This window comes from Rhodopirellula baltica SH 1 (assembly GCF_000196115.1).
GTDB lineage: Bacteria > Planctomycetota > Planctomycetia > Pirellulales > Pirellulaceae > Rhodopirellula > Rhodopirellula baltica.
The window spans coordinates 2050883-2076598 of the sequence record NC_005027.1 but is presented as its reverse complement, the minus strand read 5'-3'; the positions used below and the strand labels follow the sequence as shown (position 1 = coordinate 2076598).

Sequence of the window (25716 nt, the reverse complement as noted above, 5' to 3'; positions counted from 1 at the left end):
GACCCAAAAAGATAACCGGTTTTGATCGGGAGCGTTTGGTTGCATCTTCGCACCGGATTGCACAGCAACCGAATCGCTCAGCTATACTCCGGCGATGCACTTTCGCGAGCTTGATTGCGATGGGAACCGGTTTGACAGGTTGCACCCGAGTCGATTCGCGAAGGCATACCCACCTCCATCCCCACCCCGTATTCCACGAGCATTCGATGTTCTCTTCCCCACGCTTTGTACCAAACCGCTTGTGTCCGTCAGTCGAACGTTTTTGTGAATTTTCATGGAAGACCTTGGGCATGGTTTCTCTCGCGGCCGTTTTCACCACCGGTCATGCAATGGCGGTTGAATCCAAGACTGGCAAATTGATCTTTGAAGACCGTTTTGAACGCAACGAGTCACAGGAAGAGCGGGACGAAGTCGGTAACGGCTGGAACACAAACAGCAAGTCTCGAGCGAACGGCCACAAACAAGTCGATTTGAAGGACGGTGCGATGCGCATCTTCATTCATGAAACGGCGGATCATGGCGTGTCGGTCACTCACCCGATGGAGTTTCGCGATGGCCGCGTTGAGTTGAAGTTCATGCTGGAAGATCCCAAGGACTCGTTGGGACTCAACTTCGCCGATCTACAGTACAAGAAGGTTTGGGCCGGGCATTTGTTTCGTGTCAACGTGGGTGTGAACGCGGTTGAGATCGCGGATTTGAAAACTGGCGTGATGGACCTGAAGACGCGTGAAGCCCGCAAAGCCGGGACGGTTTCCAACGAAGTGAAAGAAAAGTTGAAAACGAAGACAAAGCGGGTGCCGCACAAACTGGAAACGGGACAGTGGTATCACGTTGCCGCAGAAGTGGTGGGAGACACGATGACGGTTTCGATCGACGGTGAGGAGGTCGCGTCATTTTCTTCCGAAGGGATGGCTCATCCCACCAAACGTTTGTTGCGATTGGCAATCAAACGAAATGTCGTGGTGGATGACTTGCAAATCTATTCGTTGGATTGAGCCACACCAGCGTCGCTGAGAGAGTCGTACGCACCCAACTTTCCAAATCATTTTTCAACGAATCAAAGATGCAAGTTCATAAATACAACAATCAAATGCTCGGGGCGATCGTCGTCGTGGCGTTCCTTTCCATGACGACGTCCACGATGGCGCAAACGACAAAGAAGTTTGTGCCAAACTACGACGAATCGAAGATTCCCCCCTACGATTTGCCCGCCGCTCTGCAAACAGAGAACGGCGATCGGGTTCAAACCGCGGAACAGTGGAATGATCGACGTGCGGAAACGTTGCGTCTGTTTGAGGAGCATGTGTTCGGCATCATGCCTGGGCAACGCAATATCAAGGTGAAGGTGGTGCGTAGCGACCGAGACTATCGACCGGGCGTAACACGTCACGAATTGGATGTGTCCATTTTGCCTTTGGACTCGTCCACTGATCGTTCGCCGCTAGTAGTGCAGGTTTTGGCCGACGTGCCACAGTCAGATGATCCAGTGCCGGCGATATTGGGGCTGAACTTTCAAGGCAACCACACCATCGATGAAGACCCGAAGACGCGAATTCCGACCAGTTGGGTTCGCGATCGGCGGAATGGAACGACCGATGGAAGCAAGGCGATCGAAGCCGGTCGCGGTGTCGCGTCGACTCGCTGGCCTTCGAAGATGATCACTGACCGGGGCTATGCGATGCTCACGGTTTATTACGGCGACATTGATCCCGATTTTGATGATGGTTTCGAGAATGGGGTCCACGGGTTGATGCGAGAGTTCATCGCGTCGTTGCCTGAAAACCATCGTCCCGGAAGCATTGCCGGTTGGGCGTATGGATTGTCTTGTGTATTGGATGCCATTGAGCAAACCGAAGCACTGAACGTGGATGCGACGCGAGTGGGCGTGCTCGGCCATTCACGATTGGGCAAGACGTCTTTGTGGGCTGGTGCGACCGATCCTCGTTTCGCGATGGTGATCAGCAATGATTCGGGATGCGGCGGAGCGGCACTTTGCCGGCGTGCGATTGGCGAAACCGTGGCACGCATCAACACTTCGTTCCCGCACTGGTTCAATGACGCCTATTTGCAATACAACGAGAACGAATCTGCACTTCCGATCGACCAGCATCAATTGATCGCGTTGTCGGCTCCCCGAGCGATCGCGGTTGGGAGTGCAACGCAAGATGAATGGGCGGACCCGAAGGGCGAGTTTTTGGCATGGCAAACCGCGGCGCCTGTTTATCAGTTGCTGGGAATGTCCTCGGAAGATGTGAAAGTTGTTGAGGAAGCGTCCATGCCGAACGAGCAATCGGTCATCAATGCGGGGCCGATGCAGTACCACCTTCGCGAAGGCAAACACGACCTCGCGGATTACGATTGGGAGTGCTACTTGGACCTAGCAGATCGGACGCTGCAAACCGAGTCTCGATGAATCGACTTCCAATCGAAGATGTTCTCTCGCCGCTGCAAACGGCAATCGATAGCGGGAATGCGGTGGTGCTGAAGGCTCCACCGGGTGCCGGTAAAACGACCGGGGTGCCGCCTGCCGTTTTGCAAACACTGCTGGATAACGACGTCGCGGGTCAGATCTGGGTGATTCAGCCCAGACGATTGGCGGCGCGTTCGGTGGCGGACTGGATCGCTCGTTCGCGAAACGAGTCGATCGGTGAAACGATCGGGTACCACGTTCGATTGGATCGCCGCGAATCGAAGTCGACTCGCGTGCTGTTTATGACGACTGGCATGTTTCTACGAAGGATGCAGTCGGATCCGTTGCTCGAGAATGTCGCCTGCGTGATTTTGGATGAGTTCCACGAACGCACTCTGGAACTGGATCTGGCCCTCGCGATGACGCATCGTTTGCGTTCTGAATTGAGAGACGACTTGGGTTTGGTTGTGATGTCCGCGACCATGGAAACGGAACCCATCGTCGAATATCTGAATGAAGTTCACTCGCAAAACGCGGTTTCGTTGCGGTGCGAAGGACGTGCATTCCCGGTCAGCGTTCACTATGGCGAAGATCAGCCGGGCGAGCGGATTGAAAGGCGTATGGTCAAACCAATTCGCGATGCTTTGGAGAGTAGCAGCGGACACGTGCTGGTTTTCCTGCCCGGTGTGGGGGAGATTCGCCGAGTGCAATCGGAGTTGGAGCGAGTGGACTTGCCCAATGATGTCCGCACTGTGGTGCTGCACGGCTCGCTTTCTCCCAAACAGCAGGACGAAGCGATCCGACCGTCGGCTGATCGCAAAGTGGTTTTGTCGACCAACATTGCCGAGACATCGGTGACGGTTAATGGAGTGACCGCGGTCGTTGATTCAGGGATGGCGAAAGTCCCCCGATTTGATTCCCGTCGTGGGCTGACCAAATTGGAGACGACGTCGATTTCATTGGCATCCGCTGACCAGCGATCTGGCCGTGCGGGGCGGACAGCGCCCGGAGAGGCTTATCGGTTGTGGAGCCAGGCGGCACAGCGATCCCGCGACGAATATGACGTTCCGGAAATACTGCGATCGGACTTAAGCGAAGTGGTGCTGATGCTGGCCAGCCACGGCGAAACAGATCTGCACGCGATGCAATGGTTGACAGCGCCACCTGAACATTCTGTTGAAACAGCTCAGGCTTTGCTGCGAATGCTTGGAGCAATCGATGAAAGTGGTCGCATCACCCGCGCTGGTCAGGTCATGGCAGAGATGCCATTGCATCCGCGAATCGCGAGGATGACAACGGAAGCAGTCGGATCGTTGCCGAGATCTTCGGTCGCGATTCTGGCGGCATTGATGAGTGAGCGAGATCCTCTGGAAGACATGACGTCGATGACGCTGGCGGACAAAGTCGATGCAATTGAAAACAATCGAGTGCCACGATCTGTTTCCGCATTTTCGATCAAGTCGCTTCGATCGGTGGCCGAAACCATTCGTCGTTCTTTGCCCGAAGGAGAGCCGGGACAAGGTGAGGCCGCCAAGATGGATCGTGACGTGGCGGTTGCCCGAGCGTTGCTGTCCGCTTATCCCGACCGAGTCGTCTTGCGTCGTGCGGATTCACCCGATCGCGGCCGGATGGTCGGTGGTCGCGGTGTATCGGGACTGACGCGAGCACTGGGCGAAGGAGTCAACGAAGAGTTGTTGCTTTGCTTTGACGTGGACGGCGGTGGGACGGAATCTCGAGTGAGGGCGGCTGTGCCAATCCAGGAGGAATGGTTGGACGGTGAAATGGTTCATACCGTGCAAACACAGTCATGGGACGCAGAACGCGGTGCGGTTCGTTGCCGACGCCAAGTGACCTACGGCGACTTGATTCTTCGTGAGACGCCGGCCAAGGTTCCCGGCGATGAGGAAACCGCGTCGATCTTGTTCGACAACGCGAAGATGCAGCTTCCACTCGGCGGTGCCAAATTTCAGAAGCTATTGCATCGGATCGAAATGGTTGGGGAAGTCGACGACCAGGTTCCCTCAGTTACCGAAGCGATGCATTTGGAATTGCTTCGGCAAATGTGCGTCGGCCGCTCAAGCCTTCAAGAGTTGAGGTCCGCCCCATGGAAGGATCACGTTCTAGGAACGATCGGGTATTCGGCTTGGCAGATTGTGCAGGAGGAAGCTCCTGAAGAGGTGCAGTTGCCGGGGGGACGAAAGGTGGCGGTGCACTACGTCGAAGGCAAACCACCTTGGATCGAAGTGAAAATTCAGCTTTGTTTTGGTTGGCCCGAAACTCCGCGAATATTGCGAGGACGACAGCCGTTGCAGTTGCATTTGCTGGGTCCGAATGGTCGGCCGCAACAAATTACCAATGACTTAGCTAGCTTTTGGGGCTCAACTTACGGCGAAATCCGCAAGGAACTTAGACGCCGGTACCCGAAACATGATTGGCCAGAGGACCCCTTGTCGGCGGCGGCCAGTTTCAACGGAATGAAGCGTCGCTGAGTGCCAAAGTTCAGACATTTTGTTAACGTAGTGTTTGGTTGTTCGTTCGTTTCCCCATGCCGAGTTCAACGATGGATCGATTCTCGTATTTAAGTTTTGTCCGCTGCGCCTTGTTGCCATTTGTCTTGTTATTGGGCGGGTGCGGATCTTCTTCGTCGCCGACGACGGAGACACCTGAGGCTTCGACCGAATCCAACGGGGCCGAGCCTGCGGTGGAACCGGCGGCGGTTGATTCTCGGCAACCCAACTTAAACACGCCTGGTGGAATCACTTTGCCCGAAGGCGATCTGCCCGATGCACCGGTCAAGCGTTCCAGCCCTGCCGAAGGCGGTATGAGCTTGCCTGATGATTTGGATCTCGGTGCTGCTGATGGCAAAGTGACGGAGCGAGATACGTCGACGGTTTTGGTTGCCACTGCAAAAGACGTTTCCATCGAATACGCCAAGTGGGACAAGGTTCGTGAGAAAGCCGGGAAGACGGGCAAGGTGACCGTGTTGGATGTTTGGTCGTTGGCTTGTGGGCCTTGTTTGAAAGAGTTTCCGAATCTGGTCGCGATGCAGAATCGATTCGGAGAGAAGGTTGTCGCGATAGGAGCCAACGTTGACTTTGATGGTCGCAAGACTCGCCCACCGGAATCATACGAACCAAAGGTCACTCAGTTTCTTTCCAGCGTCGAAGCTGATTTCACGAATTACATCGTGCAAACACCCAGCGATGAAGTGTTTGAGGCAATCGGAATTGGATCCATTCCCGCTGTGATCGTGTTCGACGAAAAAGGGAAAATGGTCAAGTTGTTTTCGGATGTCGGCGAAACCGCGGGCTTCACGTACGAAGCTGACATTGTTCCGCTCGTTGAGAAACTGCTGAACTGATTTCGTCTTCGACTATCCTTCGGTGCAGTCGTTCTCGTGCGAGGCGACTTGCATTCACTCGTGCTCAAGCGGTGAAACGCCGTTGGATTTTGTCATGGTTCATTTTGTGTTCGCCGATCGCCAACGCGTTCGCTTGAAAGCTTGCGTTGGCTTTTTTGTTGTCATGTGCAGTGGTGTTAGTTTATCTGCCGCACCGCCAACGACGACGCTTCGACAAGCCATTCCGCTGGAAACGCAATTGCGTCAGGCTGATCCGCTTTACTTGGCCGAGCAATCACGGCTGCGCGGTGATGCTCGACGCGGAGCCTTGGTTTTCTACAAATCAGCGGCGAATTGTGTCAGCTGTCATGGGAGTGATTCCGACGCGACGCCACTCGGACCGCCAATCGCTCAACTTGGCAATGAACTGACGGACGAATATCTCGTCGACGCGTTGTTGCGACCTTCAAAGCATATTCGTGAAGGATATGAAACCTACTCGGTCTTGACCGTCGATGGTGAAGTCTTCAAAGGGATGCTAGTGAAGCAGGATGACGCTGAAATCACGATGCGGCTTGGGCAGTCGCCGGAGAAGGATTTCACGTTGTCGCGTGACTCAATTGAGGTGATGAAGAAGGACGAGCAGTCCATGATGCCCGCGGGTTTGATGAGGTCGATCAAGTCACAACGTGAATTCTTGGATCTATTGCAGTACGTGACGAGCGTGGCTCGAGGCGGCAGGAAAGCCGAAGAAATGTTACGGCCATCGCTGGAGCAGTTGCTCGTTAAAGATGACTCCGTCAACCTGGATCATGCGGGCATCATCCGATCGTTGCGATCGCGTGATATCGTCGAAGGCGAAAGCCTGTTTCGAGGCGACTGTGCGAATTGCCATGGAACGGATGGCGTGCAGCCCGCATTGCCCACGGCTCGGGCATTCAGTTCGCAGGAGCTGAAGTTTGGTGCGGATCCCTACAAAATGTTCATGACCCTGACCAAGGGCAATGGGCTGATGGGGCCGATGACGTATTTGACTCCGCACCAACGATACCAAGTGGTTCACTACATCCGCGAAATGCTGATGAAGGATCAGAACCCGGGGTATGAGCCCCTTCGTGATGATTACCTGAATTCGCTTCCAACAGGCACTGAGGATGGCAAGCGTTTCGAGATCCAACAGCGTGACTTTGGATTGGCTCTGGGCTCACAATTGCGACGTGATTTCCCCAGTGTGCTGACGTTGCCCCTGGGTGACCTCACTGTTTCCTACAACTTGCACGCGATGGATTTGGCGGATGTTTGGACGGGCGGATTCCTGGACCTCAGCGAAACGCAGCACCAGCGTCCTCGAGGGGAAGGAACTGCGGATCCGGACGGCACTTCAATTCCGGGTTTGGCATCCTGGCAGTGGGGGCACGACGGTGAACTGGACTATTCCCGAGAGGGTTGTCTGCCGCGAGGCCCACTGCCAAAAAAATGGATGGACTATCGTGGTTATTTCTTGCGCGGCAACAATGTCATTCTCAGCTATCAGATCGACGGTCGTGATTTGTTTGAACGTGCCGAGGCGATTGATGACCGAACATTGGCGAGAGACCTCTGGATCGGTCCGGGGGAAACACTCGTGTTGTCCGTTGGAAATGGCCCAGTCGGGGCAACCAAGTTGGAATTCGATCATTCAAACGATACGGTCGTTTTGAAGAGTTCTGACCAATCGAATCAAGCGTTCACGGCCGCGAGCGTGTCAGGCGACCGACACGGCTTGCGTTGGGAATTGGCATCGGGGCAACGAATCAAGCTGACCATCCCCGGTGATGAGGTCGCTCGCAAAGTTCGAATCACCGTGGGCGTCGGGAACTCAACGGACGAACTCAAAACAATTGAATCACTCGCGTCGATCGGATTGCAGAAACCGGTTGCCGATTTGGCGACCCTCGTACAAGCTTCGGCAACCGAACCTCAGCAACTGCGTTGGGCGGGAGAGATCACGACGGTTGGCACTTTGGGTTTGGAGCAGGACGGCTACGCTCTGGATACATTGACTCGGCCCGAATCCACTCCGTGGAACACTTGGTTCCGCACGACCTCACTCGATTTCTTTGATGATGGCCGAATGGCGATCGCGACCCACGGCGGTGACATTTGGATCGTGGCAGGAATCGATGAGACGCTCACCGAATTGAGATGGAAGCGTTACGCCGCCGGACTTTACGAACCCTTTGGGGTGAAGGTCGTCGATGGCGATGTGTTTGTGACTTGCAAGGACCGCTTGGTCCGTTTGCACGATCGAGATAAGAATGGCGAAGCAGACTTCTACGAAAGCTTCAACGCTGACTCGGACGTCTCCACAAACTTTCACGCGTTCAACTTCGATTTACAGACGGACGCGGAAGGCAACTTCTACTACGCCAAGAGCGGTCATGGTGCCGATTTTGCTTTGCCCGGAGCTGTTTGGCGAGTATCCAAAGACGGCAAAGAACGCGAGGTGGTTTGCACAGGATTCCGAACGCCGAATGGACTCGGGACTTTGCCGGGCGGACGCATCACTGTCAGTGACAACCAAGGCCAGTGGACTCCCGCGTCGAAGGTTTCGATTGCAAAACCAGGCAGCTTTCATGGTTGGGTACCGACTTATTCCATTCCCAATAAGTGGGAGCCTGACGGCGGCAAAATCGATATCAAAACGGTGGTTGCTCCGGATACGTTCGAACAACCCTTGGTTTGGATGCCGCAAGCGTTTGACAATTCTTCCGGTGGCCAGATTTGGGTGGACGATGACCGCTTTGGTCCACTGTCGAAGCATTTGCTTCACACTAGCTTCGGCAAAGGATGGATGTCGATGATGATGATCCAAGAAGTTGGCGAAACCGCACAAGCAGCGATCGTGAAGCTGCCTTTTGATTTCTCGACAGGAATCATGCGTGGTCGGGGCAATCCCCACGATGGTCAGGTCTACGCGACCGGATTACAGGGTTGGAACGGTGGCGGTCGATTTGGGTTGGACGACGGCGGCATGCAGCGACTTCGCTACACCGGCACGCCACCGAAGATGATCACCGATGCACGCGTCGTGAAGGGCGGTTTGGAGCTCGACCTTAACTTTGCGATCGACCCTGAATCGGTTCTCGATGAAAACGCTGTCTCGATCGTCCAGTGGGACTATTTGTGGAGCAAGGCGTATGGATCGGATCAATACATCTCCGGCACCGCTGAATCGGAGACCCCACAGGTTGGGACGGAAACGTTGAAGCCCGAATCGGTGGAGGTCGACGCGGTGCCTAACGATCCAAGCTCGTCGCGATTGCGATTGGTTCTGCCAACGCTCGCGCCAGTGGATCAATTGCAGTTGCAACTGAAAATTCGCGGCCAGGATGGCGACTCATTTGAGGAGGAGGTGTACTGGACGATCCATGTCGTGCCCTCAAGCGACTCGTGATGACACGCTCGTGTTCTAAATTTTGGGAGCGTCGTCCGTCGCCGTAGACGCCGCCGTCCCAGGAGGAGAATGCATACTGACTGCCCCTCGCTCAGTCCTCCCAAGTAGGCCGGATCAAGCCGCTTCGGCGCTGCTCCGGCAGACCCGTTTTGTCGATCTACATTATGCAGTTGTCCACTCAAGCAGATCGGCAGGAAAGATCGGGTGCAACGAAGTGAGCCGTTTAGGCGTTAGCCCCAGTTGCACGTAGCATCAACGACGCTACACAAAAAACAACAGCTGAAAGACTCCTGCCGAACTGCTTTGCGCCGGTCGCAGTGCAAAGATGACCGTTGCGAGCGGGTGGCACAATCGAATTGGGACTCTGCCTGTTCTCGCCTTTTGACCGTCCCGAACACGGGACACGTGCCGATGGCACCAACTCATTTCGACGGCTGGAGCACCCATTTGTAGTAGCTCTCCGACGGTTGATCGCGATGAAAGATCAATTGCAGGTGCCGATCCAGTGGATCCACATTGGGATCACGCAATTCGTCAGGTACCGTCAATGAATAATCCTCGCTGAACATGCTCATGGTGTCACCGACCCTGTTCATCTCGAGATCGAATGTCGATTCGTCCTACTCATTCACAGCGACATCAGCCTCTGCGTCATGGACGGCGGAATCGCTGGGGTGTCGTGGCGGCAGGTCTCGCCACGTGTCAGGCCAATAGGATTCTGGTGGTTGCTTCGGCAACTCAACATTGTAACCTTCGATACGTCGTCCCCAAAGAACCAATCTCGACCCGTCTGCCTCAACGCCAAAGGGCTGCGGTCCAATGCCGACGATGGATTCGCGGGGCAAACTCAATTCCTCTTGGGCGAACTGAAATTCCTCCTCATGCGATGCTGGCCAACGGCCACCGTCAATTTCGAATCGTTGGCAAACAAGCGCCAATCGAGCCAAGCGGAGATTCTCCTCCGTGCGAATGACGGTCATTGCGATCGCTTTTAAAGCCGGCATCGTCACACCGGTCGTCATCGTTTCGACTCGTCTCCAAATGTTTGCCGAGCCAAGCGTGGACTCCATGTCAGCATTGGCTTCCGCCGCCGCACGCAGGAAAGTCACTGGATCGTTGGTCGGTAAGGCGAGGAATTGTTCATACCACGACAGCGTTTCCAATTGATCTCGGGGCCCGGCAAGGCCCAGCAATGTGCGAACAGTGCCACTGGGCAGCGTCCCGTCATCATAGATTGATACCGCCACGACCCGTTCGCCAATCATCGCATGCCGAAACGCTTGGTCCCAAGCAAGCGTGCGGTCCAGGTCGGTCAAAAGTTGATCGATCTGATCTGGCCGCCATTGGCCGAGTTGCGTCACACGACGCAATTCCTCCAGCGCGATGTTGACCACGCCCAGTCGAATCAATTGGGGCAACACCATCAATTCGCTCTGCATCGTTCGTGCCAGGGCGAACAGTTGTTTCACAGATTGCTCGCTGGCGTCGATGTCGCCGCGATCGATCGCCGCCAGATTCTCCAACGCCAAAATGGAAGCGATTTCGCGAGCCACATCGGCCGCTGGCGGCATGGTGTCAATGCCTTCATACGTCATCGGCGTATAGATGGGGCCAGCCGCATCCAGCACTTCTGCCAGATCACGACGAAGCGTGGCCGTTTCCTGCAGGAATCGCTGCACGTTCTCGCGTTCGCCCCATGGCTGACCGGCCCACATTGGTTGACAACGTGCCTTCGCATCGACGCGAGGCACACCGGCAACCTGATCGGAATAGCCCGAGTCGGTGCGAAACTGACTGATGACATCGCCCCAAGCTTCAGTCCTATCGGCGGCAGCCAGTTGTTCACGATAGGTCTCAAGCGAGACGGGATCGATTGGCAAGCCGGCACGGCGGATCTCTTGCTTCATATCCGCGACTCGCGTCTTCGCGAAGCCTTGCCGAATCGCGACCACGATCAACAGCAACACTGCAATTGCGATGGCAACGACAAAAAAGCCGATCGCGGCTTTTTGTAAACAACCCAGCCACTTGCGTTGGCGTCCCCGCGGAAGCTCCGAAATAGAACTCATCAAATCGACCTGTTTCGCGTGAGTTAACTTGCACTAGCCCGAAGATTAGCAGGTTTGGTCAGGGCGAAGGAACGATCCGCAACTAACCCGAACCAAAGATCCACCCATCACGGATCGACACGTCAACCGAACAGAAACGTTGTCACCATACGATGAACCGGAGCAGTGCAGAGCTACCGCTCCCGACCAAACAAACAAAAAAAGATCAAAACAATCAATTCCCGCTAAACTCTTTCAGGAAGGCATGGTTATCCGCATTGTTGAGTCAAGGAAAACAGTGAACCGTCAACCAATATTGAAACCCAAATTCATGCGTTCACCAACATCCAGAGCAGAACGAAATCGGTCTACGTAAGTACGAACGTCTCGCGCACCTCGTACACGAAGCCGTCGAATGCGTTGTGAGCGTTGCACGGGGCAGTACCGATCAATTAGCTTATGCGGCCAGATTTCGTTAGCAATCACACGAGCATTCCGATGGATCATGCCAAGTTCATCGCGAAACGCATCGAATTGGTCGGGCGTCACGTACAGGTCACTAGCCCTAAGCGTCGGCATGAACAAAGCACCACGTTCCGTCAACGAGCGAGATCCCCACAGCCGTGTTCGATAGCATTCAAAACCCGCTGCGCACCGGTTATCGAGATCGGGGACGGAAACGAATTCCAGTCGTTCGGTGTCATGACGATAGAGCGAGACGGAAAGTGCCATCGATACCCCGAGGTGTCACCGGTTGCGTTTCATTCAGTCGGGGAACATCACCAATCACCCGGCGGCGACGAGAAAATGTCCATTTGAACACGCTCGACTTCGCCGCTCGGGTGCATTGGATCGTTCAAGTAAGCCGCTTTCGCGGCGGTTTCGGTTTGGTGGTGGAACGGACGCGTTGCGGATTGTTGGAAGCATCTTTTCAGGAGGAGCTGTTCGCTGGGAACAGCTCAACAACTCCTCCTGAAAAGGAACACAACATGTCCAAGTTTAGCTCAAACGGTTCGCAAGATGCACCTGGATCCCACTTCCCTGAAAGTCTTCGCCTGAGACTCTCCGAAGACTTGCACCTGACCGGCAAGGCCAAACGAACTCACGATGGCTACATCCGAGCGGTCAGGCAGCTCTCTGATTTCGCCGGTTGCAGTCCCGACCAGGTGAACGAGCAGCATGTGCGACAGTTCTTCCTACACCTGAAAAACGATCGCAACTTTGCTTATGGATCACTCCGAGTGGCCTTCTCGGGCATCAAGTTCTTCTTCACGCACACCTGCAAGCGTGACTGGGAAATTATCAAGATGCTCAAGCTCCAAAACATCACCACGTTGCCAGAGGTGCTGACGATCGAGCAGGTTCATGAACTGATCGGCTCAGCGACCACGCAGCGAATGTTCGTCTATTTCTGGACTGTCTATTCGCTGGGACTCCGACTCAATGAAGCGTTGCATCTGCAGGTCAGTGACATCGACGCCGAGCGAGGCTGGGTTCATGTCCATCGTGGCAAGGGAGCCAAGGACCGGTACGTGCCACTGCCGACGACGACCGTTCGACTTCTGCGAAACTACTGGGCCAGTCATCGACATCCAAGCTTTCTGTTTCCGGCAGATGGACGAAAGCATGACCTCGCCAAAGACGGCGTCAGCGAAGCGACGACCCCGATGAGCGAAACGGCCGTTCAAGGAGCAATGAAGCAGATCACGAAAAACCTCCGCTTTGGCAAGAAGGTCAGCATTCATACGCTACGTCATTCCTATGCGACGCACTTGCTCGAAGCGGGCGTGGGACTGAAGGTGATTCAAAAGTACTTGGGGCATTCTTCGCTGCAGACCACGATGGTCTATCTGCATCTGACGGATACGGCCGAAGCCAACGCTCGCGAAGAAATCGAAAGGCTGTTCGGTAGTCTACCTGGCAGCGGCGAGTAAACCCGCTCTCGCAAATGCCCACGGTTGCGGAGGCTCTTCGCCAATTCGCACCGGCATACCTGCAGCAACACGCCGATTCGATCTCGGTCGCCGAAGACAAAGTTCTTGGCGCGATCACTCGTTGTCGCACCGGGGCACTGGGTGGTGTTCACTACCAGTGCGGCGGCTGCGGAAGCGATCACTGGGTCGGACGTTCGTGTGGCAATCGGCACTGCCCGAACTGCGGTCACCAGCGAACGCAGGCTTGGATTGAAACGCAGGCTGCCAAGCTGATGCCGGTTCATCACTTCTTGGTCACTTTCACGGTGCCCCGGGAGGTTGGCTTGGTGCTGCGCGTTCACCAACGTGACGGCTACCGATGCTTGTTCGATGCCAGCAGCCAGAGCATTCGCGATGTGGGCGCGGCAACCAAGAGTCTGAAAGGATGCCAGCTTGGATTCTTCGGCGTGCTTCATACTTGGGGGCGTGACCCGGCGGTCTATCATCCGCACGTTCACTATGTCGTTCCTGGCGGCGGAGTGAAACTGGATGAGCATGGCCACGCCTTGTCATGGCAGAGCACACCGAAGAACTTCTTGTTCCATCACGGCACGTTGATCCGCGTCTACAAAGCGAAGCTGGCCGATGAGCTTCGTGCCGCTGGGCTGTATGACCAGGTCAGCCGTGAGGCATGGTCGAAAGACTTCGTCGTTGACATCCAGCCAGTTGGGCACGGCGTCCCAACGCTGAAATACTTGGCACCGTACGTCCATCGAGTCGCGATCAACGACAGTCGCATCCTCGATGTCAATCCGGAAACGGTGACCTACCGGATTCGTCGCAAAGGGAACGTGTTTCAGAGCAAGACCGTTGCCGGCGAAGACTTCGTGGGCAACTTCTTGCAGCACGTGCTGCCGACGAACTTCATGAAGATCCGTCATTACGGATGGATGAGCGGGAACAGCAAGGTGAAGGTCGATGAAGTGAAGTGGTTGGTCTGGCTAATGCTTGGCTGGACGTTCTGGCTGGGCAGCGGCTACGCGCCGCAAGCGGAACCGTTGACCGTGCCGATGAAGTGTCGCCTGTGTGGCGGTGTCATGCGAGTGATCGAGGTCAGCTACACCTCGTTGTCTTCGCAGGGCATCCGCCCCGAGCATGGGCTGACTTACTACGACAGTGGGTAACGCATGAACCAAGGAAGTGAAACGACCGAGCGAATTCGAACGTCTTCAGAAGGGCGAATGGGGGCGATATGTCGCGACGGCAATCTCAAGCTCAAAACTCATCGGGCAATGAGCCTCAATCCGCTTCCATCCAACTCGTCGCCATCGCAAGTCGTCCATAGCAAACGGCCGGCCAACAATGAATCTGCCTCTAAACCAACCGGCCTCTGTGTCCGAGAACGCAACCCGGGAAGCAATTCCCAAGGGAGATTCCATCAACGCCTCGCCATTCACCCCCGGGTATCTTGAACAGAGGACTTGAGCTTCGGCTAGGCGACGCGTTCTAAACCGCGGCGAACGAAGAAAACTGAAAGAGAAAGTGACTCAACCGCCGCATCCACGCGAAGTCAAATCCTTATTGGTTATGCCTCATAGTCGGGTGGGCGGCGAACATCGCCACCCTTCCAAACGCCGGAGTCCAATCGCAACAAGATATCCGGACGTTCAAGAGTAAATTCTCGTGCGTGGGAATCTGGCATGTCCGCCCCCAACGCCTCGATCGCTTGGAGTGACGGTATGCGTAGGAATTGAAGCAAGGCGTAGTGCGAAAGGCCGCAGCCGTTGCAGTTCAGGGCGCGAAGGCTAGGCAGCGAAGCAATGGCGTCAGCTGCGATGTCATCAAGTTCAATGTCGTAGAGTCCAAAGTCTTTGACAGCATGTGGGATGTTCGCGTAGGCGATTCCTGATGCGGTGATTGCCGTACCACCGATATCAAGGCATTCAAGACGGTGGAATGTCGAGATCGCTGTAAGACAGCGATCGGTTACAAATGTGCCGGACAACATTAGCTGTTGGAGGTCGGCCCATCCGGCCATTTGCTCGACGTGTTCGTCGGCAACTGCAGTGTCAAACGCCCAGACTTGAAACGCAGCGTTGACCAAAGCGTCAGTTCCGTAGAGGATCGCCTTTAGTTGCGAAATGTTTTCTGCGTCAGTCATTCGTTAAGGGCAACGATACGCGTCACCGGGCCGGGATAGTTGATGTCCATTTGTGAAACCACGCAAGTGTGGCTCCGGTGCACGGGAGGGTTGCCCGCAGTTTTGGAGAATTGGAGGACGAAGCAAATTCCTTTAAAAACTTGGCATGACCACCGGTCTGACAGCTACCCAAGCCACAAGTATACCGGCAAGTGGCCAGCTCACAAATGTCATGAACGGACGACTCCTTCGCCGCTGTAGAACACGAGGTCGCCAATTAACGCAATGCGGCCGAGGATTTGCAGCGGCGTTTCCATCACACCGTCTAGTGGGCGACCGCCAGGGACTGTGGTTTTATTCAGGATGGATAATCGAGGAACCAGCATGTCGATGCCGGGTACAGCAAACGCGCAAAAGCCGAACCTATGCCAAGGAAGTGCGGCGATGACTATCGATGCGACGTCTGTTGTCAATAGAATGCGGTGTCGTTTTGTTATCGTTCAGACACGGACTTGAGACTTGCAAGCAAGCGAGAAAACGGACCACTCGTTCTCCGTCGCATGCGATGGCTACCCGACGTGGTGAATTCACACCTGGCTAGGCATGCAGTTCTGAAGCAATTTTGCCGATTAATGAAACTGCAAGAGCGACGAAGAAAAGATACGTCCCTTCACGGGCGCGTTCGGTCCAGAGACGACGAGTTGAGAGGGCAAGTAGTACGGTCGTCGTGAAAACGATCGTCATGTAAATCGTGTGTAACTCATTGCCGTACGTCTTCCAGACAAAATACTGCGTGAACATGTAAACGGCAAAGCAAGCGTTGGTCGAGAAGAAGAAAGCGACGAGGTATCTGGCCGCGATGTCGCCGCGTTCGCTCGGCTCTTCACGCGAGAGCGAATCAGTCGCTGTGGATGCAGAAACGTCAGTCACTCCCGGCCAAGCCTCTATTGAGTGTTTATGCGAGTATGATTTGAGTTCAATTTGATCGTCGATCAGAGGTTTCCTTCAACGAAGTATCTCGGGTGACGCCAAACGATCACCCGGTCCGCGCGATTGATCTTCCATTGTAAATACAGCCTGACTCGCGGACTCGGGTGCATCGGATTCTTCCCTGCTAACGGCATTTGCCGTTTCGAAGAACCCTAAATGTGTATAGCCCTCACGCCCACGCCAATCACGTGCATGGACTCCAAGCGTGAACTGCTTGAATTCAGCGTGGACAACGAGGTTGTAAACTCGTGTTTCGCCTGCCGAAAGTTTGGCACAGTCGTCCGCGTCGATCTCAAGCTCGACATATGTTGGATGCCCTTGGTTAGCAAAGGACAACCAAGGGAAGTCGAGAATCGGACTTTCGTTTGGTGTGAGCCAAAGAGGGAGGCTGCCGTCGTTTTTCACGGTCAGCGTGAACTGCCGATATTTGCCGGGAAACTCGGTGAACGGTTCGGTTGCCGGAACGGCGGCGAGTGATTCGATCGAGATTGCGGGCTTAAGTGGTCTGGAAGCAGCTATTCCGATAGCAGCGACGGCTGTGGCTATGAAAAGTGATCGAAGTCGGAAGCGAAGGAATTTCAACTTTCCCTTTCAGTCGGCGAACGGCGGGGTTCAGCGGGGGCGCACGTACGACCCTCCACTTCAATAACGTCAGCTCGCGGCCTCTTTGCAACTCATGGTTCGTCGCTACTCTGCCCGAAGCCATCTGAGGTCGTCGTGCAACTTCGGATCGTCGGAGCCAGCGGCAAGCCAATGGTCAAGTGCGGCAAGGTACTCGCGAGCCGCCAACGTATCAATGTACTGTGTGGCAATTGAACGATCGAGTGCCGCCAGAATGCGAAATGCAGTTCCGCGACACGTGATTGTTGACAGGTCGTCCATGCGTTTGGGACCGGCGATCAATTCCTCGAGTCTCTGTTGCACCGCGTGTGGTGGGAAGCCCAAGTCACCAAGGGCGTGAATTGCAAACCCGGCTATTTGCAAATGACGATTGCTGGTAAGGCGGATCAGCCAATCCGAAATGCGTTTGTGGAGGTCGTCTTCGTTGTCAAAACCGATCGCATGGACAATTGTGCCAAGCGAGCGTGCCCCGTAGGCAACGAGTCGTTCCTGGGTGGGCGGCAACGATTGACCATCAATCGAAACATTTTGGCAGCAATCAAGTAAATCTCGCAGGTGGATAGCACCACGAGGACCTTCCGATCGAAGGAACAGTGCAGCAGCACATTGTGCCTTTGGCGATTCAGAACCGAGAGCACGTTTGAAATTCAGGACAAGCTCCTTGTCAACGAACGTCCGGCGTCACCGGGCGGGGATAGTAAAGTTGTCTATTTCAAATCCGGCCGCAAACGCCGCTCCGCGTGCACGCCATGGCTATCCGCTCGGCTTGGATCCGACGTTGATGATAGGTGATGTTGGTCGATGTCGGATGTGAGTGAGCAAACATTCATGCTTCAGTCTTCCGCACGAACATTGCGTCGAACAATTTCTGGCAGCGTTCCATGCCCTCGGGGGTTAATGCCACGGATTTGGCTTTGCCTACGGGGTCGTGAATCATGCCCTTCTCGTGAAGTCGTGAAAGTGTATCCCAGTCGTGGCCCTTCCACGCACGGTCACCGCCGCACATCGTAAGCGCAAGTAACGCCAAAACGGTGTCGTCGATCTTGTCAGTGTCGAGTTCGTATCCGTCGTCCATGTATAGCATCATTGCGTCGGGAGATTCGCGCGATCATTCTCAGTCGGGGAACGTCACCAATCCCCCGGCGGCGACGAGAAATTGTCCATTTAAAACACCCGACTTCGCCGCTCGGGTTCATTGGATTGTTCCCCGCTGCTTCACGACTCAAGAAAGTCAGCGATTGATCCGTCGAAGGAGCGGAAAAAATCGTCAGGATCCTGATCGGCGTCGTAGCGGAACAATTCATGCATGAACATGTGAAGACCATCGGTCAGGTTGCCGTTCCGGTCATAAATGTAACCCATCGAGTCCCCGTTTGCCCAATCGATAAACGGGAGAAATCGTCTGGATAAGTTTTCGTGTGTATCGGCGATCGTGCTGCGGCAGGAAGAAACGAAGTCCGCCAATTCAGAGGTCGGCACGATGAGCCATGGCGATAGCATGGAGTCGGCATCCATCTTCAGACCGTATCCATCAACACTCCGATAGAGATCCCTCAGTTCGAGTGGCAATGGAAGCCCGATTTTGAATGGGAGGTCATCGAGACGCTCGAGCGGTGCTGCATCGCCGAACAGCGGCTCATACCCGGAGTCGGCATGTGCGGCAGCGTGATGGCGGATCAACAACTCAGCCCAGGCGGTCATGGCAGGCGGACAACTCTATGTCGGGGAACGATCGCGATAACCGAGTCGCGGAGATCAATTTTCCATTGTCCAAAATTGCAGGCGTTGAAACAAGCCAGCGGGTTACAGCTTCTGTGCCTTCGCACCAAACTCGGCCATCTTCTTCGGATTCATCAGTTGTACCGTCAGCATCTTCATGTCTATGTCGTCATTGGACATGTCCATCCTGACGATCATCAAAGTGTCGCCACTTGGATGCGTGTACATCACCTGGTCGACGGAACTCATGTTGATACCCATCTTCGCTTGCATTTTCTTCGCCGCCTCACCCATTTCGGCAGTCGGCTGGTCATCGGAAAGCGTGAAACCAGAGTCTTTTGCGATCGGGTCGACAATGTCCACGACAGCCTTGATGGGGCCGCCGTATTGATAAGTCGCAGATTGCATTGCGTCCATTTGCATCGTCTGAAATCGATCGCCAATTGCGTCGTCCACGGCGGTAAGCAAAGCGTCGAAATCCAGGCTTTGGGGCGGCGCAGTGTTACGTTCGTCGACTATGTTTGTTGCGATCGGCCCGTCGGATTCGGATTGGCAACCGACAGCGCAAAGCATGCACAGGAGCAAAACGTAAAGGAGTGAATGCGTAATCAGTCGTATTGCTTCCAAAATATTGCATTGGTTCATTGAGACAGAACGGCGGGTTTCAACAGTTGGACCGACTGAGAATAGGTTTTGATGATTGTTTTTGGTGGTTTGGCGGTGAGAACAAGTCGCGAGTTTTGACTTCGCGGTGACTTGTTCTTTAAACGGGGGTTTGTTCTCGTTGCCCCCCACCGAGATGGTTCCAGTTTGCCGGGTGCGCCGGGGCGATGCAAGCAAATTCTGCGATTCCGCTGGGGGAGAACATGCCAAAACTTATTGCCAGACACACCGCCATGGCAGTAGCGTGCCTGTCCGGTTGGCCGGACGGACTGGAAAGTTGTGTGAAGTGGAGTCAAGAACCGCGTGGGGCAGACCGCAGGATTCGTTGTGGATCGTGATGCAGGGGGAGTGGGTGACGGCGATGTTTCTGCCAGGAGGGAGAATTCACTCTTGGGCTGGACGTTTCGCCGCCGGGGATGTCCTTTCGATCCGACTTGTTGATTTGGTTGTCGGTTGGCCACTTTTGGCCGAGATCCACGACTCTGACGGGAATGAGTGTTCTTTCTATATTCGTCCAAACAGCTTTTATGGCGAGGGCTGAGTTGTTCCGGCGATGAACCAGCGCCAGGTGGGACCTGGCCTACGTGCGACAACGCTTCTGTCGGAACCTAGTACGTTGGCGAGACTGTCGCTGGATTCGCTACGAGGTCGAACGCTTGTGAACTCGCATCTCTGAATTCTGGCGAATCCAGCTAACGAGCGAGGCGTCCAGACAATCCTTTATGGCGAGGGCTGTGTTGTTCCGGCTATGAACTAGCGCCAGGTGGGACCTGGCCTACGTGCGACAACGCGTCCGTCGGAACCTAGTACGTTGGCGAGACTGTCGGCGGATTCGCTACGAGGTCGAACGCTTATGAACTCGCATCTCTGAATTCTGGCGAATCCAGCTACCACGCGAGGCATTCAAAAAAAACTTTGTGGCGAGGGCTGTGTTGTTCCGGCTATGAACCAGCGCCAGGTGGGACCTGGCCTACGTGCGACAACGCGTCTGTCGGAATCTAGTACGTTGGTGAGACCGTCGCTGGATTCGCTACGAGGTCGAATGCTTATGAACTCGCACCTCTGAATTCTGGCGAATCCAGCTGCCGAGAGAGGCGTCCAAATAATCTCTTATGGCGAGGGCTGTGTTATTCCGGTAATGCACCAGTGCCAGGTGGGACCTGGCCTACGTGCGACAACGCATCCGTCGGAATGCTTTCAATCCTTTGCGGCGGCGTTCAGTGATGCGAAAGGACCCGAAACGACATCACCGCCTTGTTGGGCCGCACGATGGGCAATCGTTTGCAGGTGCGCTGCGTATTCGGCGTCGAGTTGGTCGGGGACGAAGGAATTGCCGATAGGGGTTTCTCCATATAGACATTCAAACCACACGCATGCGCCCAAGTACTCGCCGGCAACGTTGGCGTGATGGCCGTCCATCTTCAATTGTTGTTTGCCATCGATTTCTCGCCAGCGGTATCCCACGTGCAATGAGTGAGTTTGGTCGGGTAGCTCAGGGAACTCAACCGACGCCGCATCAAAGTCAGCCGCCTCGCGATAGCTGAATTGAGCGTGGTTGTCCGCCGCCCAGAACGCATCACCAACCGGGATACGGTTCGCGGATAGTTCGGCCGTGATCGTTCGGTAGGCTTCGCTGAGTCCTTCGTACATTTCTCGCTGGGTGGCTGGTTCTCCCGCAATCAATTTCACGCGACGAAAACGTGGGTCGTCACTTCGATAGGACCAAGTCTGATGCACCAGCAACCTGGCTTGCGGGGCATCGCGACGAATGATTTGGGCCAATTGCTGGGCGTAGGGATGGTAGGTCTCAAGGTTGTGGCTTTTGATGCTGACTTGTTGGATCGTGACGAAGTCCCATGGTTCGCTTTGCAGTGCTTCTTGGAGGGTTTCGCCGTTTCCGTACTTGGCGAATGGAGCCATTGGATCTTTCTCGAATGCCAACGCTTTCTTCGCATGCAACTCCAATGGCGAACCGCCGATCGAAAGCATTTTGTGGGTCAGTTTGTGACCCGCGGCCTCGACGATCTCGTCCAGGTAGCGAGTCGCGTTGTGAGTGAAGCTGTTGCCAATCGTCAAAATGCGAACGTGTTTCGGACCGTCATCGGATGGCTTCTTTGGTGAGTCAGCGTAGGAGAACGACCCAGCGATCAACGAAATCAATGCGAATATGCAAACGAAGGGAAACGGTCGGAACATGTGGGGTATTCCAATGGAGATGGTGGGAAAGTGGGGCAGGGCCGCCTATGGTACTTGAAGTGGGAGGGCCATTTGGTTCTGGACAGTGACGGTGTGAATCTCATGTTCCTGAACGCTCCCTCGCTCACGCCAGAACGGCGTCGATTGACCTGCCCGAATTTCGTTAGGCGAGATGGGCAGCGCGATGGTTCGGCAAAAAAGAAGGGAGCCTCTGGGGCTCCCTTCTCGCGAATCAAACTGCAGGCCTAGGATCAAGCTTGGTCTGGGAAGAACTTCGCCAGAGTTTCTTGTGGCGGCTTGGGCGTTACGAGAGAAACGACGACCATCGCAATCAGAGTGCTGAACACCATTGCGACTACCGGCATCACTTCGTAGCTCTCCTCGCCAATCGACAAACGCAAGACATACTTGCTCAATCCCTGTGGGTCCAAGGTGCCTTGATAGAACAAGTAGGACCAACTGGAAATTGCTGCGAGGATACCAGCGATGGCTCCCATGGCGGTCAAACCTCTCCAGTACAAAGCGGCGACGACGAGCGGGAACAAAGCACTGAATCCGCTGAAGCACCAGACTCCCAGTGCAAACACACTGCGAACGTTCCCGAGACTAAGCAGGTAGGTGATTGCCACGATGGCGACGATGAACAATCGTGTGAATAGCACTTGTTGCTTGTCGGAAAACCGATCTTTGCCGAACGTGTGGTTGACCACATCGTTGTTAAACATCGTTCCGATGCAAAGAAATTGGCTGTCCAAGCTGGACATGATCGCGGCCAGAATTCCGGCGGCCAGGAATCCACCAAGAATGGGAGCGGTTTGAGTTTTCACCAGGAACGGGAGAACCTTGTTTGCATCGACAATGTCGCCACCGGGAAGACGCGGAAGTGGTGGCTTCGCGGGCATCAGTTCTCCGGTTGCCCAGACTCCGACCAACACGCATGGCACCCAAACAATCATGATGAACAAGGGGTGACACACCACGGACAATTTGAACGTGCTGGCCTTCTTTGCAGTCATCCAGTGTTGGAAAAGGTGCGGGAACATGCCGACCGAAAGCGGAATCATCAGGTAGGTGAAGAACTTCGTCTTGCTCATCTCCGCTCGAGTTTTGCCTTCTTCCGGGATGGACTCACCGAGCACTCGGAGGTTTTCGAAGAAGCTGTCCTGTTTGCCGAGCTTGTTCGCAATGACAAAGAAGGTCACCACTCCGAGAATCATGAACACCAACGTTTGAAAAGTATTGGCCCACGTTGTGCCTCGCATGCCGCCAAAGAACACATAGACCAAAACGACCGTGCAGATGGTCAACGAACCCAGCCAGGCGGGAATGCCGCCGTGAACGGCTGGGTCGACTCCGCCCGGGCCACCTTCTAGTGGAACGGGGAACATCTCGGGTGCCAGACCCGCGGTGAGGGCTTGGACAACGCCGCCGGCGCTAATCACACCCACCAACAGGTACGGGATGATCATGCCGACGAGGATCGGAAACAGCAGCCAGCCGACCAAGTTGTTATTGAGGCGGTCGCGGAAGAATTCGATTTGGGTGGTGTAATTGTGTGCGCGAGCAAATCGCCAGACCTTCACACCAATCAAGAAGAAGCAAAGCGAGTGGATGATGCCGCTGCTGCTGGCCAACATCCCGTAAACGCCGATGCCTTCTCGAAAAGCTTCGCCGCTACTGCCGACCAGTGCAAACGCGGTCATCGTCGTTCCAAACATGCTCATCAGCAGCAGGAACGGACCGATCGAATGGCTGGCGACTTGATAGTCTTCCTTCGTTCCTTTGAACAAACGACTGCTGAACAGTCCTAAGGCGAGCAACAAACTCAGGTACACTAAGATAATGATGAACTGAGGAACTCCATTTTGCATTTCGGCAATCATCATCGTTGCGGCTCCTCTTCATCGAGCGGCCACGCGACTCGGGTCGCCAAAAACCAGGTGAAGGACGCGGCAATCGAGATGCCAGCGTGCCACGCCAATCCGATGGGCATGAATCCGAACAGCAACGTGTCGTTGTGCCACAACCAATTGTCTTGGTGAAGGATCAAGAGCACGATGACCAAACCGGCGATGAGCAGAGCTCCGCTTGAAAGACCTTTCCGGTCAGGTGGAGCGGACGAATCAGTCGAGTTGGGCATGATGGAGAGTTCTGGGCGAGACGTGGAAGGAAGGTGGGAACGGCGGTTTCTGATGCGAAATGACCTTTCGAACGCGCAAGCCGTCCACTTTGGCATCAAAACCCTCGCCGGATCAGTAGTCTAATGGCATCGCGGGGGCGACGATATCCATGGTTTGAATTACTGTAAGTGCGATCGGTTCGGCATCGTCCCGATGAACGTCCGCCCCTCTCCCGCCGATGCGATACAACGTCGGCACCATCGAATTGTTTCCTGACGCATGCTAGACATCTTCAATCCGCTGATTTGGCCGATTTGGCTGACCATAGGCGTCACCATCGCCTTGTTGCTGGGATTGGCGACGCGGGCCGCGGCGACGGATCTGCTAGCGCTCACCGCGTTGACGGTTTTGGTTGTCGTTCAAGATTTGACTGGGACTCCGTTGCTGCCCAATCCGACGCAAGCGGTCGCGGGGTTTGGCAACAAAGGTCTGATCACGATCGCGTTGCTCTTCGCGGTTGTTGCGGGGTTGGAACTGACCGGCGGGACGGAATTGGCCACGGGTTGGTTGCTTTCCAAAGCGAAGAATCTTCGCGACACCCAGGTTCGGATGCTGTTGCCAGTGGCGTTCTTGAGCGGGTTCCTGAACAACACACCCGTTGTCGCTGCGATGTTGCCAGTCGTCGGGGATTTAGGCAAACGTTTGACGATCAGTCCGAGTCGATTGTTGCTGCCGCTTTCTTACGCCGCGATCCTGGGCGGCATGTGCACGCTCATGGGAACCAGCACGAACCTTTTGGTGCGTGACGAATACGTTCAGTACATCAGCGATGCAAAAGCCGCCGGTGCCGAAATCGAGATGGCCGAGCTGAGTTTCTTCACTCCCGCGATTGCCGGAATTCCGGCGACCATTCTGGGATTGATCTACATCATTGGTGCGTCCAAATGGTTGTTGCCCGAACGCAAACCAGCCGTAAGCGTCGGCGATGATCCGCAGAAATACACGGTCGAGATGCAGGTCGAATTGACCGGGCCGCTGGTGGGCAAGACTTTGCAGGAAGCGGGGCTGCGAGCACTACCAGGTTTGTATGTTGCTGAAATTCAGCGGGCGGACGGACGCATTGAACCGGCCAAGCCCGATCAAAGGCTCTACGGCGATGACATTTTGATTCTTGTCGGTGACGTCGACAGCGTGGTCGACCTTCGCAAGATTCGTGGTCTCATCACTCCGGGCGATCAGGCTCGTAAGTTGGAGATTCCGGCTTGGCGACGAACGCTGGTGGAAGCCGTCGTCAGTCCCCGTTGCAGCTTGATCGGCAAAACGATCCGAGAAGGTCGCTTTCGATCTAACTTCAACGCAGCCGTGGTCGCGGTCGCTCGCGGTGGCCGGCGGTTGGAGGGAAAACTGGGGGATGTTCGTATCGAACCCGGCGACGTGTTGTTGCTGGAAGCATCCAAATCATTCATGCACCGACAACGTGGCGGCAGCGATTTCTACTTGATTAGCAGTGTCGATCGAGGCGAGATTCGAAGGCACGAACATGCTCCGTTGGCACTCGGGATCATGCTGGTGATGGTGATCGCGGCTGCGCTGAATTGGCTGTCGATTTTAAGTGCAGCCATGTTGGCGGCGGTTGCGATGGTGCTGACTCGTTGCTGCACAACATCCGAGGCGCGCCGTAGCATCGATTGGTCGGTTTTGATTGTGATCGGATCTGCGATTGGAATCGGGCGTGCGATGGAGCAAAGCGGAGCGGCCGCGCTGATCGCAAACGGATTGTTGAGCATCGCTCAAGGAAGTGAACTTGGGACGTTGGTTGCAATTTACATTGCAACGGTGATCTGCACCGAGTTGATCACCAACAACGCCGCGGCGATGTTAATGCTGCCGATCGCCTGGACAGCCGCGACGAAGGTTGGGACGGATCCGATGCCGATGGTGATTGCGGTGATGATTGCGGCCTCGGCGAGTTTTCTCACTCCGTTTGGTTACCAAACCAACACGATGGTCTATGGCGTCGGTGGTTATCGATTGCGAGACTACATTCAGTTTGGACTGCCGCTCAGTCTCATTGTGGGCGTCGTATCAATCGGAATGTTGACTTGGTGGTATCAATGACT

Annotated in this window: 19 protein-coding genes; 8 read left to right on the top strand and 11 right to left on the bottom strand. The window is 55.0% G+C overall.

Features of this window, described 5'->3' with window-relative positions:
- Positions 1 to 329: 329 nt before the first annotated feature.
- The 5 genes from RB_RS07915 to RB_RS07895 all read left to right on the top strand — a co-directional run bounded on the left by RB_RS07915 (position 330) and on the right by RB_RS07895 (position 9186).
- Entirely contained in the window at positions 330 to 995 is a 666-nt protein-coding gene (locus tag RB_RS07915) for a family 16 glycoside hydrolase (RefSeq protein ID WP_164922777.1), read from the top strand.
- Between the two features lie 68 nt (positions 996 to 1063).
- The gene (locus tag RB_RS07910) at positions 1064 to 2413 is read left to right on the top strand and encodes a glucuronyl esterase domain-containing protein (protein WP_164921690.1); all 1350 of its coding nucleotides are present in this window, start codon (positions 1064 to 1066) and stop codon (positions 2411 to 2413) included.
- Complete coding sequence (gene hrpB / locus RB_RS07905) at positions 2410 to 4899, top strand: ATP-dependent helicase HrpB (RefSeq protein ID WP_164921689.1); 2490 nt, start codon at positions 2410 to 2412, stop codon at positions 4897 to 4899. Before RB_RS07910 ends, hrpB begins: the two co-directional genes overlap by 4 nt.
- 71 nt (positions 4900 to 4970) lie before the next feature.
- Positions 4971 to 5771 carry a TlpA family protein disulfide reductase gene (locus RB_RS07900; RefSeq protein WP_231846317.1) on the top strand — a complete coding sequence of 267 codons (801 nt, stop codon included), beginning with the start codon at positions 4971 to 4973 and terminating at the stop codon, positions 5769 to 5771.
- Between the two features lie 22 nt (positions 5772 to 5793).
- The gene (locus RB_RS07895; RefSeq protein WP_011119677.1) at positions 5794 to 9186 is read left to right on the top strand and encodes a DUF6797 domain-containing protein; all 3393 of its coding nucleotides are present in this window, start codon (positions 5794 to 5796) and stop codon (positions 9184 to 9186) included.
- A gap of 422 nt (positions 9187 to 9608) precedes the next feature.
- Here RB_RS07895 and RB_RS28045 read toward each other — a convergent pair whose 3' ends face one another.
- Positions 9609 to 9782 carry a hypothetical protein gene (locus tag RB_RS28045; protein WP_231846315.1) on the bottom strand — a complete coding sequence of 58 codons (174 nt, stop codon included), beginning with the start codon at positions 9780 to 9782 and terminating at the stop codon, positions 9609 to 9611.
- Between the two features lie 24 nt (positions 9783 to 9806).
- Positions 9807 to 11255 carry a hypothetical protein gene (locus RB_RS07890; protein WP_231846314.1) on the bottom strand — a complete coding sequence of 483 codons (1449 nt, stop codon included), beginning with the start codon at positions 11253 to 11255 and terminating at the stop codon, positions 9807 to 9809.
- 872 nt (positions 11256 to 12127) lie between these two features.
- Here RB_RS07890 and RB_RS07880 point away from each other — a divergent pair.
- Entirely contained in the window at positions 12128 to 13168 is a 1041-nt protein-coding gene (locus RB_RS07880) for a tyrosine-type recombinase/integrase (RefSeq protein ID WP_164922776.1), read from the top strand.
- Positions 13169 to 13182: 14 nt separating this feature from the next.
- A complete protein-coding gene (locus RB_RS07875) occupies positions 13183 to 14331 on the top strand; it encodes an IS91 family transposase (RefSeq protein WP_011119671.1) in 1149 nt (382 codons plus the stop codon).
- A 401-nt stretch (positions 14332 to 14732) separates the two neighbouring features.
- Here the strand turns inward: RB_RS07875 and RB_RS07870 are convergent, their stop codons facing one another.
- The 9 genes from RB_RS07870 to RB_RS07825 form a co-directional block, all read right to left on the bottom strand.
- On the bottom strand, positions 14733 to 15308 hold the full coding sequence (locus RB_RS07870; protein ID WP_011119669.1) for a hypothetical protein: 576 nt from the start codon (positions 15306 to 15308) through the stop codon (positions 14733 to 14735).
- 576 nt (positions 15309 to 15884) lie between these two features.
- Positions 15885 to 16217 carry a hypothetical protein gene (locus RB_RS07865; protein ID WP_011119664.1) on the bottom strand — a complete coding sequence of 111 codons (333 nt, stop codon included), beginning with the start codon at positions 16215 to 16217 and terminating at the stop codon, positions 15885 to 15887.
- Positions 16218 to 16964: 747 nt separating this feature from the next.
- A complete protein-coding gene (locus tag RB_RS07860) occupies positions 16965 to 17402 on the bottom strand; it encodes a hypothetical protein (RefSeq protein ID WP_011119662.1) in 438 nt (145 codons plus the stop codon).
- A gap of 322 nt (positions 17403 to 17724) precedes the next feature.
- Positions 17725 to 17973 carry a DUF6429 family protein gene (locus RB_RS07855; protein WP_007340708.1) on the bottom strand — a complete coding sequence of 83 codons (249 nt, stop codon included), beginning with the start codon at positions 17971 to 17973 and terminating at the stop codon, positions 17725 to 17727.
- Positions 17974 to 18113: 140 nt separating this feature from the next.
- Positions 18114 to 18599: an SMI1/KNR4 family protein gene (locus tag RB_RS07850; protein ID WP_011119659.1), complete on the bottom strand. Its 486-nt coding sequence runs from the start codon at positions 18597 to 18599 to the stop codon at positions 18114 to 18116.
- Between the two features lie 102 nt (positions 18600 to 18701).
- Positions 18702 to 19040, bottom strand: coding sequence for a hypothetical protein (locus RB_RS07845; RefSeq protein WP_231846313.1), 339 nt, complete (start codon positions 19038 to 19040; stop codon positions 18702 to 18704).
- Positions 19041 to 20477: 1437 nt separating this feature from the next.
- Positions 20478 to 21476 (bottom strand): DUF4886 domain-containing protein, encoded by a 999-nt coding sequence (locus RB_RS07835; protein WP_011119653.1) that lies wholly within the window; start codon positions 21474 to 21476, stop codon positions 20478 to 20480.
- Positions 21477 to 21727: 251 nt separating this feature from the next.
- A complete protein-coding gene (locus tag RB_RS07830) occupies positions 21728 to 23362 on the bottom strand; it encodes a sodium:solute symporter family protein (RefSeq protein WP_011119651.1) in 1635 nt (544 codons plus the stop codon).
- A complete protein-coding gene (locus tag RB_RS07825) occupies positions 23359 to 23616 on the bottom strand; it encodes a DUF3311 domain-containing protein (RefSeq protein WP_007327431.1) in 258 nt (85 codons plus the stop codon). Before RB_RS07825 ends, RB_RS07830 begins: the two co-directional genes overlap by 4 nt.
- 259 nt (positions 23617 to 23875) lie before the next feature.
- On the opposite strand from RB_RS07825, the gene RB_RS07820 reads away from it, so the two are divergent.
- Positions 23876 to 25714: an SLC13 family permease gene (locus tag RB_RS07820; RefSeq protein ID WP_007327432.1), complete on the top strand. Its 1839-nt coding sequence runs from the start codon at positions 23876 to 23878 to the stop codon at positions 25712 to 25714.
- Positions 25715 to 25716 lie beyond the last annotated feature (2 nt).

Excerpts from the sequence above, each read along its gene's own strand:
- RB_RS07915 (WP_164922777.1), top strand. The coding sequence starts at position 330 with ATGGCGGTTGAATCCAAGACTGGCAAATTGATCTTTGAAGACCGTTTT.
- RB_RS07910 (WP_164921690.1), top strand. The coding sequence starts at position 1,064 with ATGCAAGTTCATAAATACAACAATCAAATGCTCGGGGCGATCGTCGTC.
- hrpB (WP_164921689.1), top strand. The coding sequence starts at position 2,410 with ATGAATCGACTTCCAATCGAAGATGTTCTCTCGCCGCTGCAAACGGCA.
- RB_RS07900 (WP_231846317.1), top strand. The coding sequence starts at position 4,971 with ATGGATCGATTCTCGTATTTAAGTTTTGTCCGCTGCGCCTTGTTGCCA.
- RB_RS28045 (WP_231846315.1), bottom strand. The coding sequence starts at position 9,782 with ATGAACAGGGTCGGTGACACCATGAGCATGTTCAGCGAGGATTATTCA.
- RB_RS07890 (WP_231846314.1), bottom strand. The coding sequence starts at position 11,255 with ATGAGTTCTATTTCGGAGCTTCCGCGGGGACGCCAACGCAAGTGGCTG.
- RB_RS07875 (WP_011119671.1), top strand. The coding sequence starts at position 13,183 with ATGCCCACGGTTGCGGAGGCTCTTCGCCAATTCGCACCGGCATACCTG.
- RB_RS07870 (WP_011119669.1), bottom strand. The coding sequence starts at position 15,308 with ATGACTGACGCAGAAAACATTTCGCAACTAAAGGCGATCCTCTACGGA.
- RB_RS07855 (WP_007340708.1), bottom strand. The coding sequence starts at position 17,973 with ATGGACGACGGATACGAACTCGACACTGACAAGATCGACGACACCGTT.
- RB_RS07850 (WP_011119659.1), bottom strand. The coding sequence starts at position 18,599 with ATGACCGCCTGGGCTGAGTTGTTGATCCGCCATCACGCTGCCGCACAT.
- RB_RS07845 (WP_231846313.1), bottom strand. The coding sequence starts at position 19,040 with ATGCAAATGGACGCAATGCAATCTGCGACTTATCAATACGGCGGCCCC.
- RB_RS07835 (WP_011119653.1), bottom strand. The coding sequence starts at position 21,476 with ATGTTCCGACCGTTTCCCTTCGTTTGCATATTCGCATTGATTTCGTTG.
- RB_RS07830 (WP_011119651.1), bottom strand. The coding sequence starts at position 23,362 with ATGATGATTGCCGAAATGCAAAATGGAGTTCCTCAGTTCATCATTATC.
- RB_RS07825 (WP_007327431.1), bottom strand. The coding sequence starts at position 23,616 with ATGCCCAACTCGACTGATTCGTCCGCTCCACCTGACCGGAAAGGTCTT.
- RB_RS07820 (WP_007327432.1), top strand. The coding sequence starts at position 23,876 with ATGCTAGACATCTTCAATCCGCTGATTTGGCCGATTTGGCTGACCATA.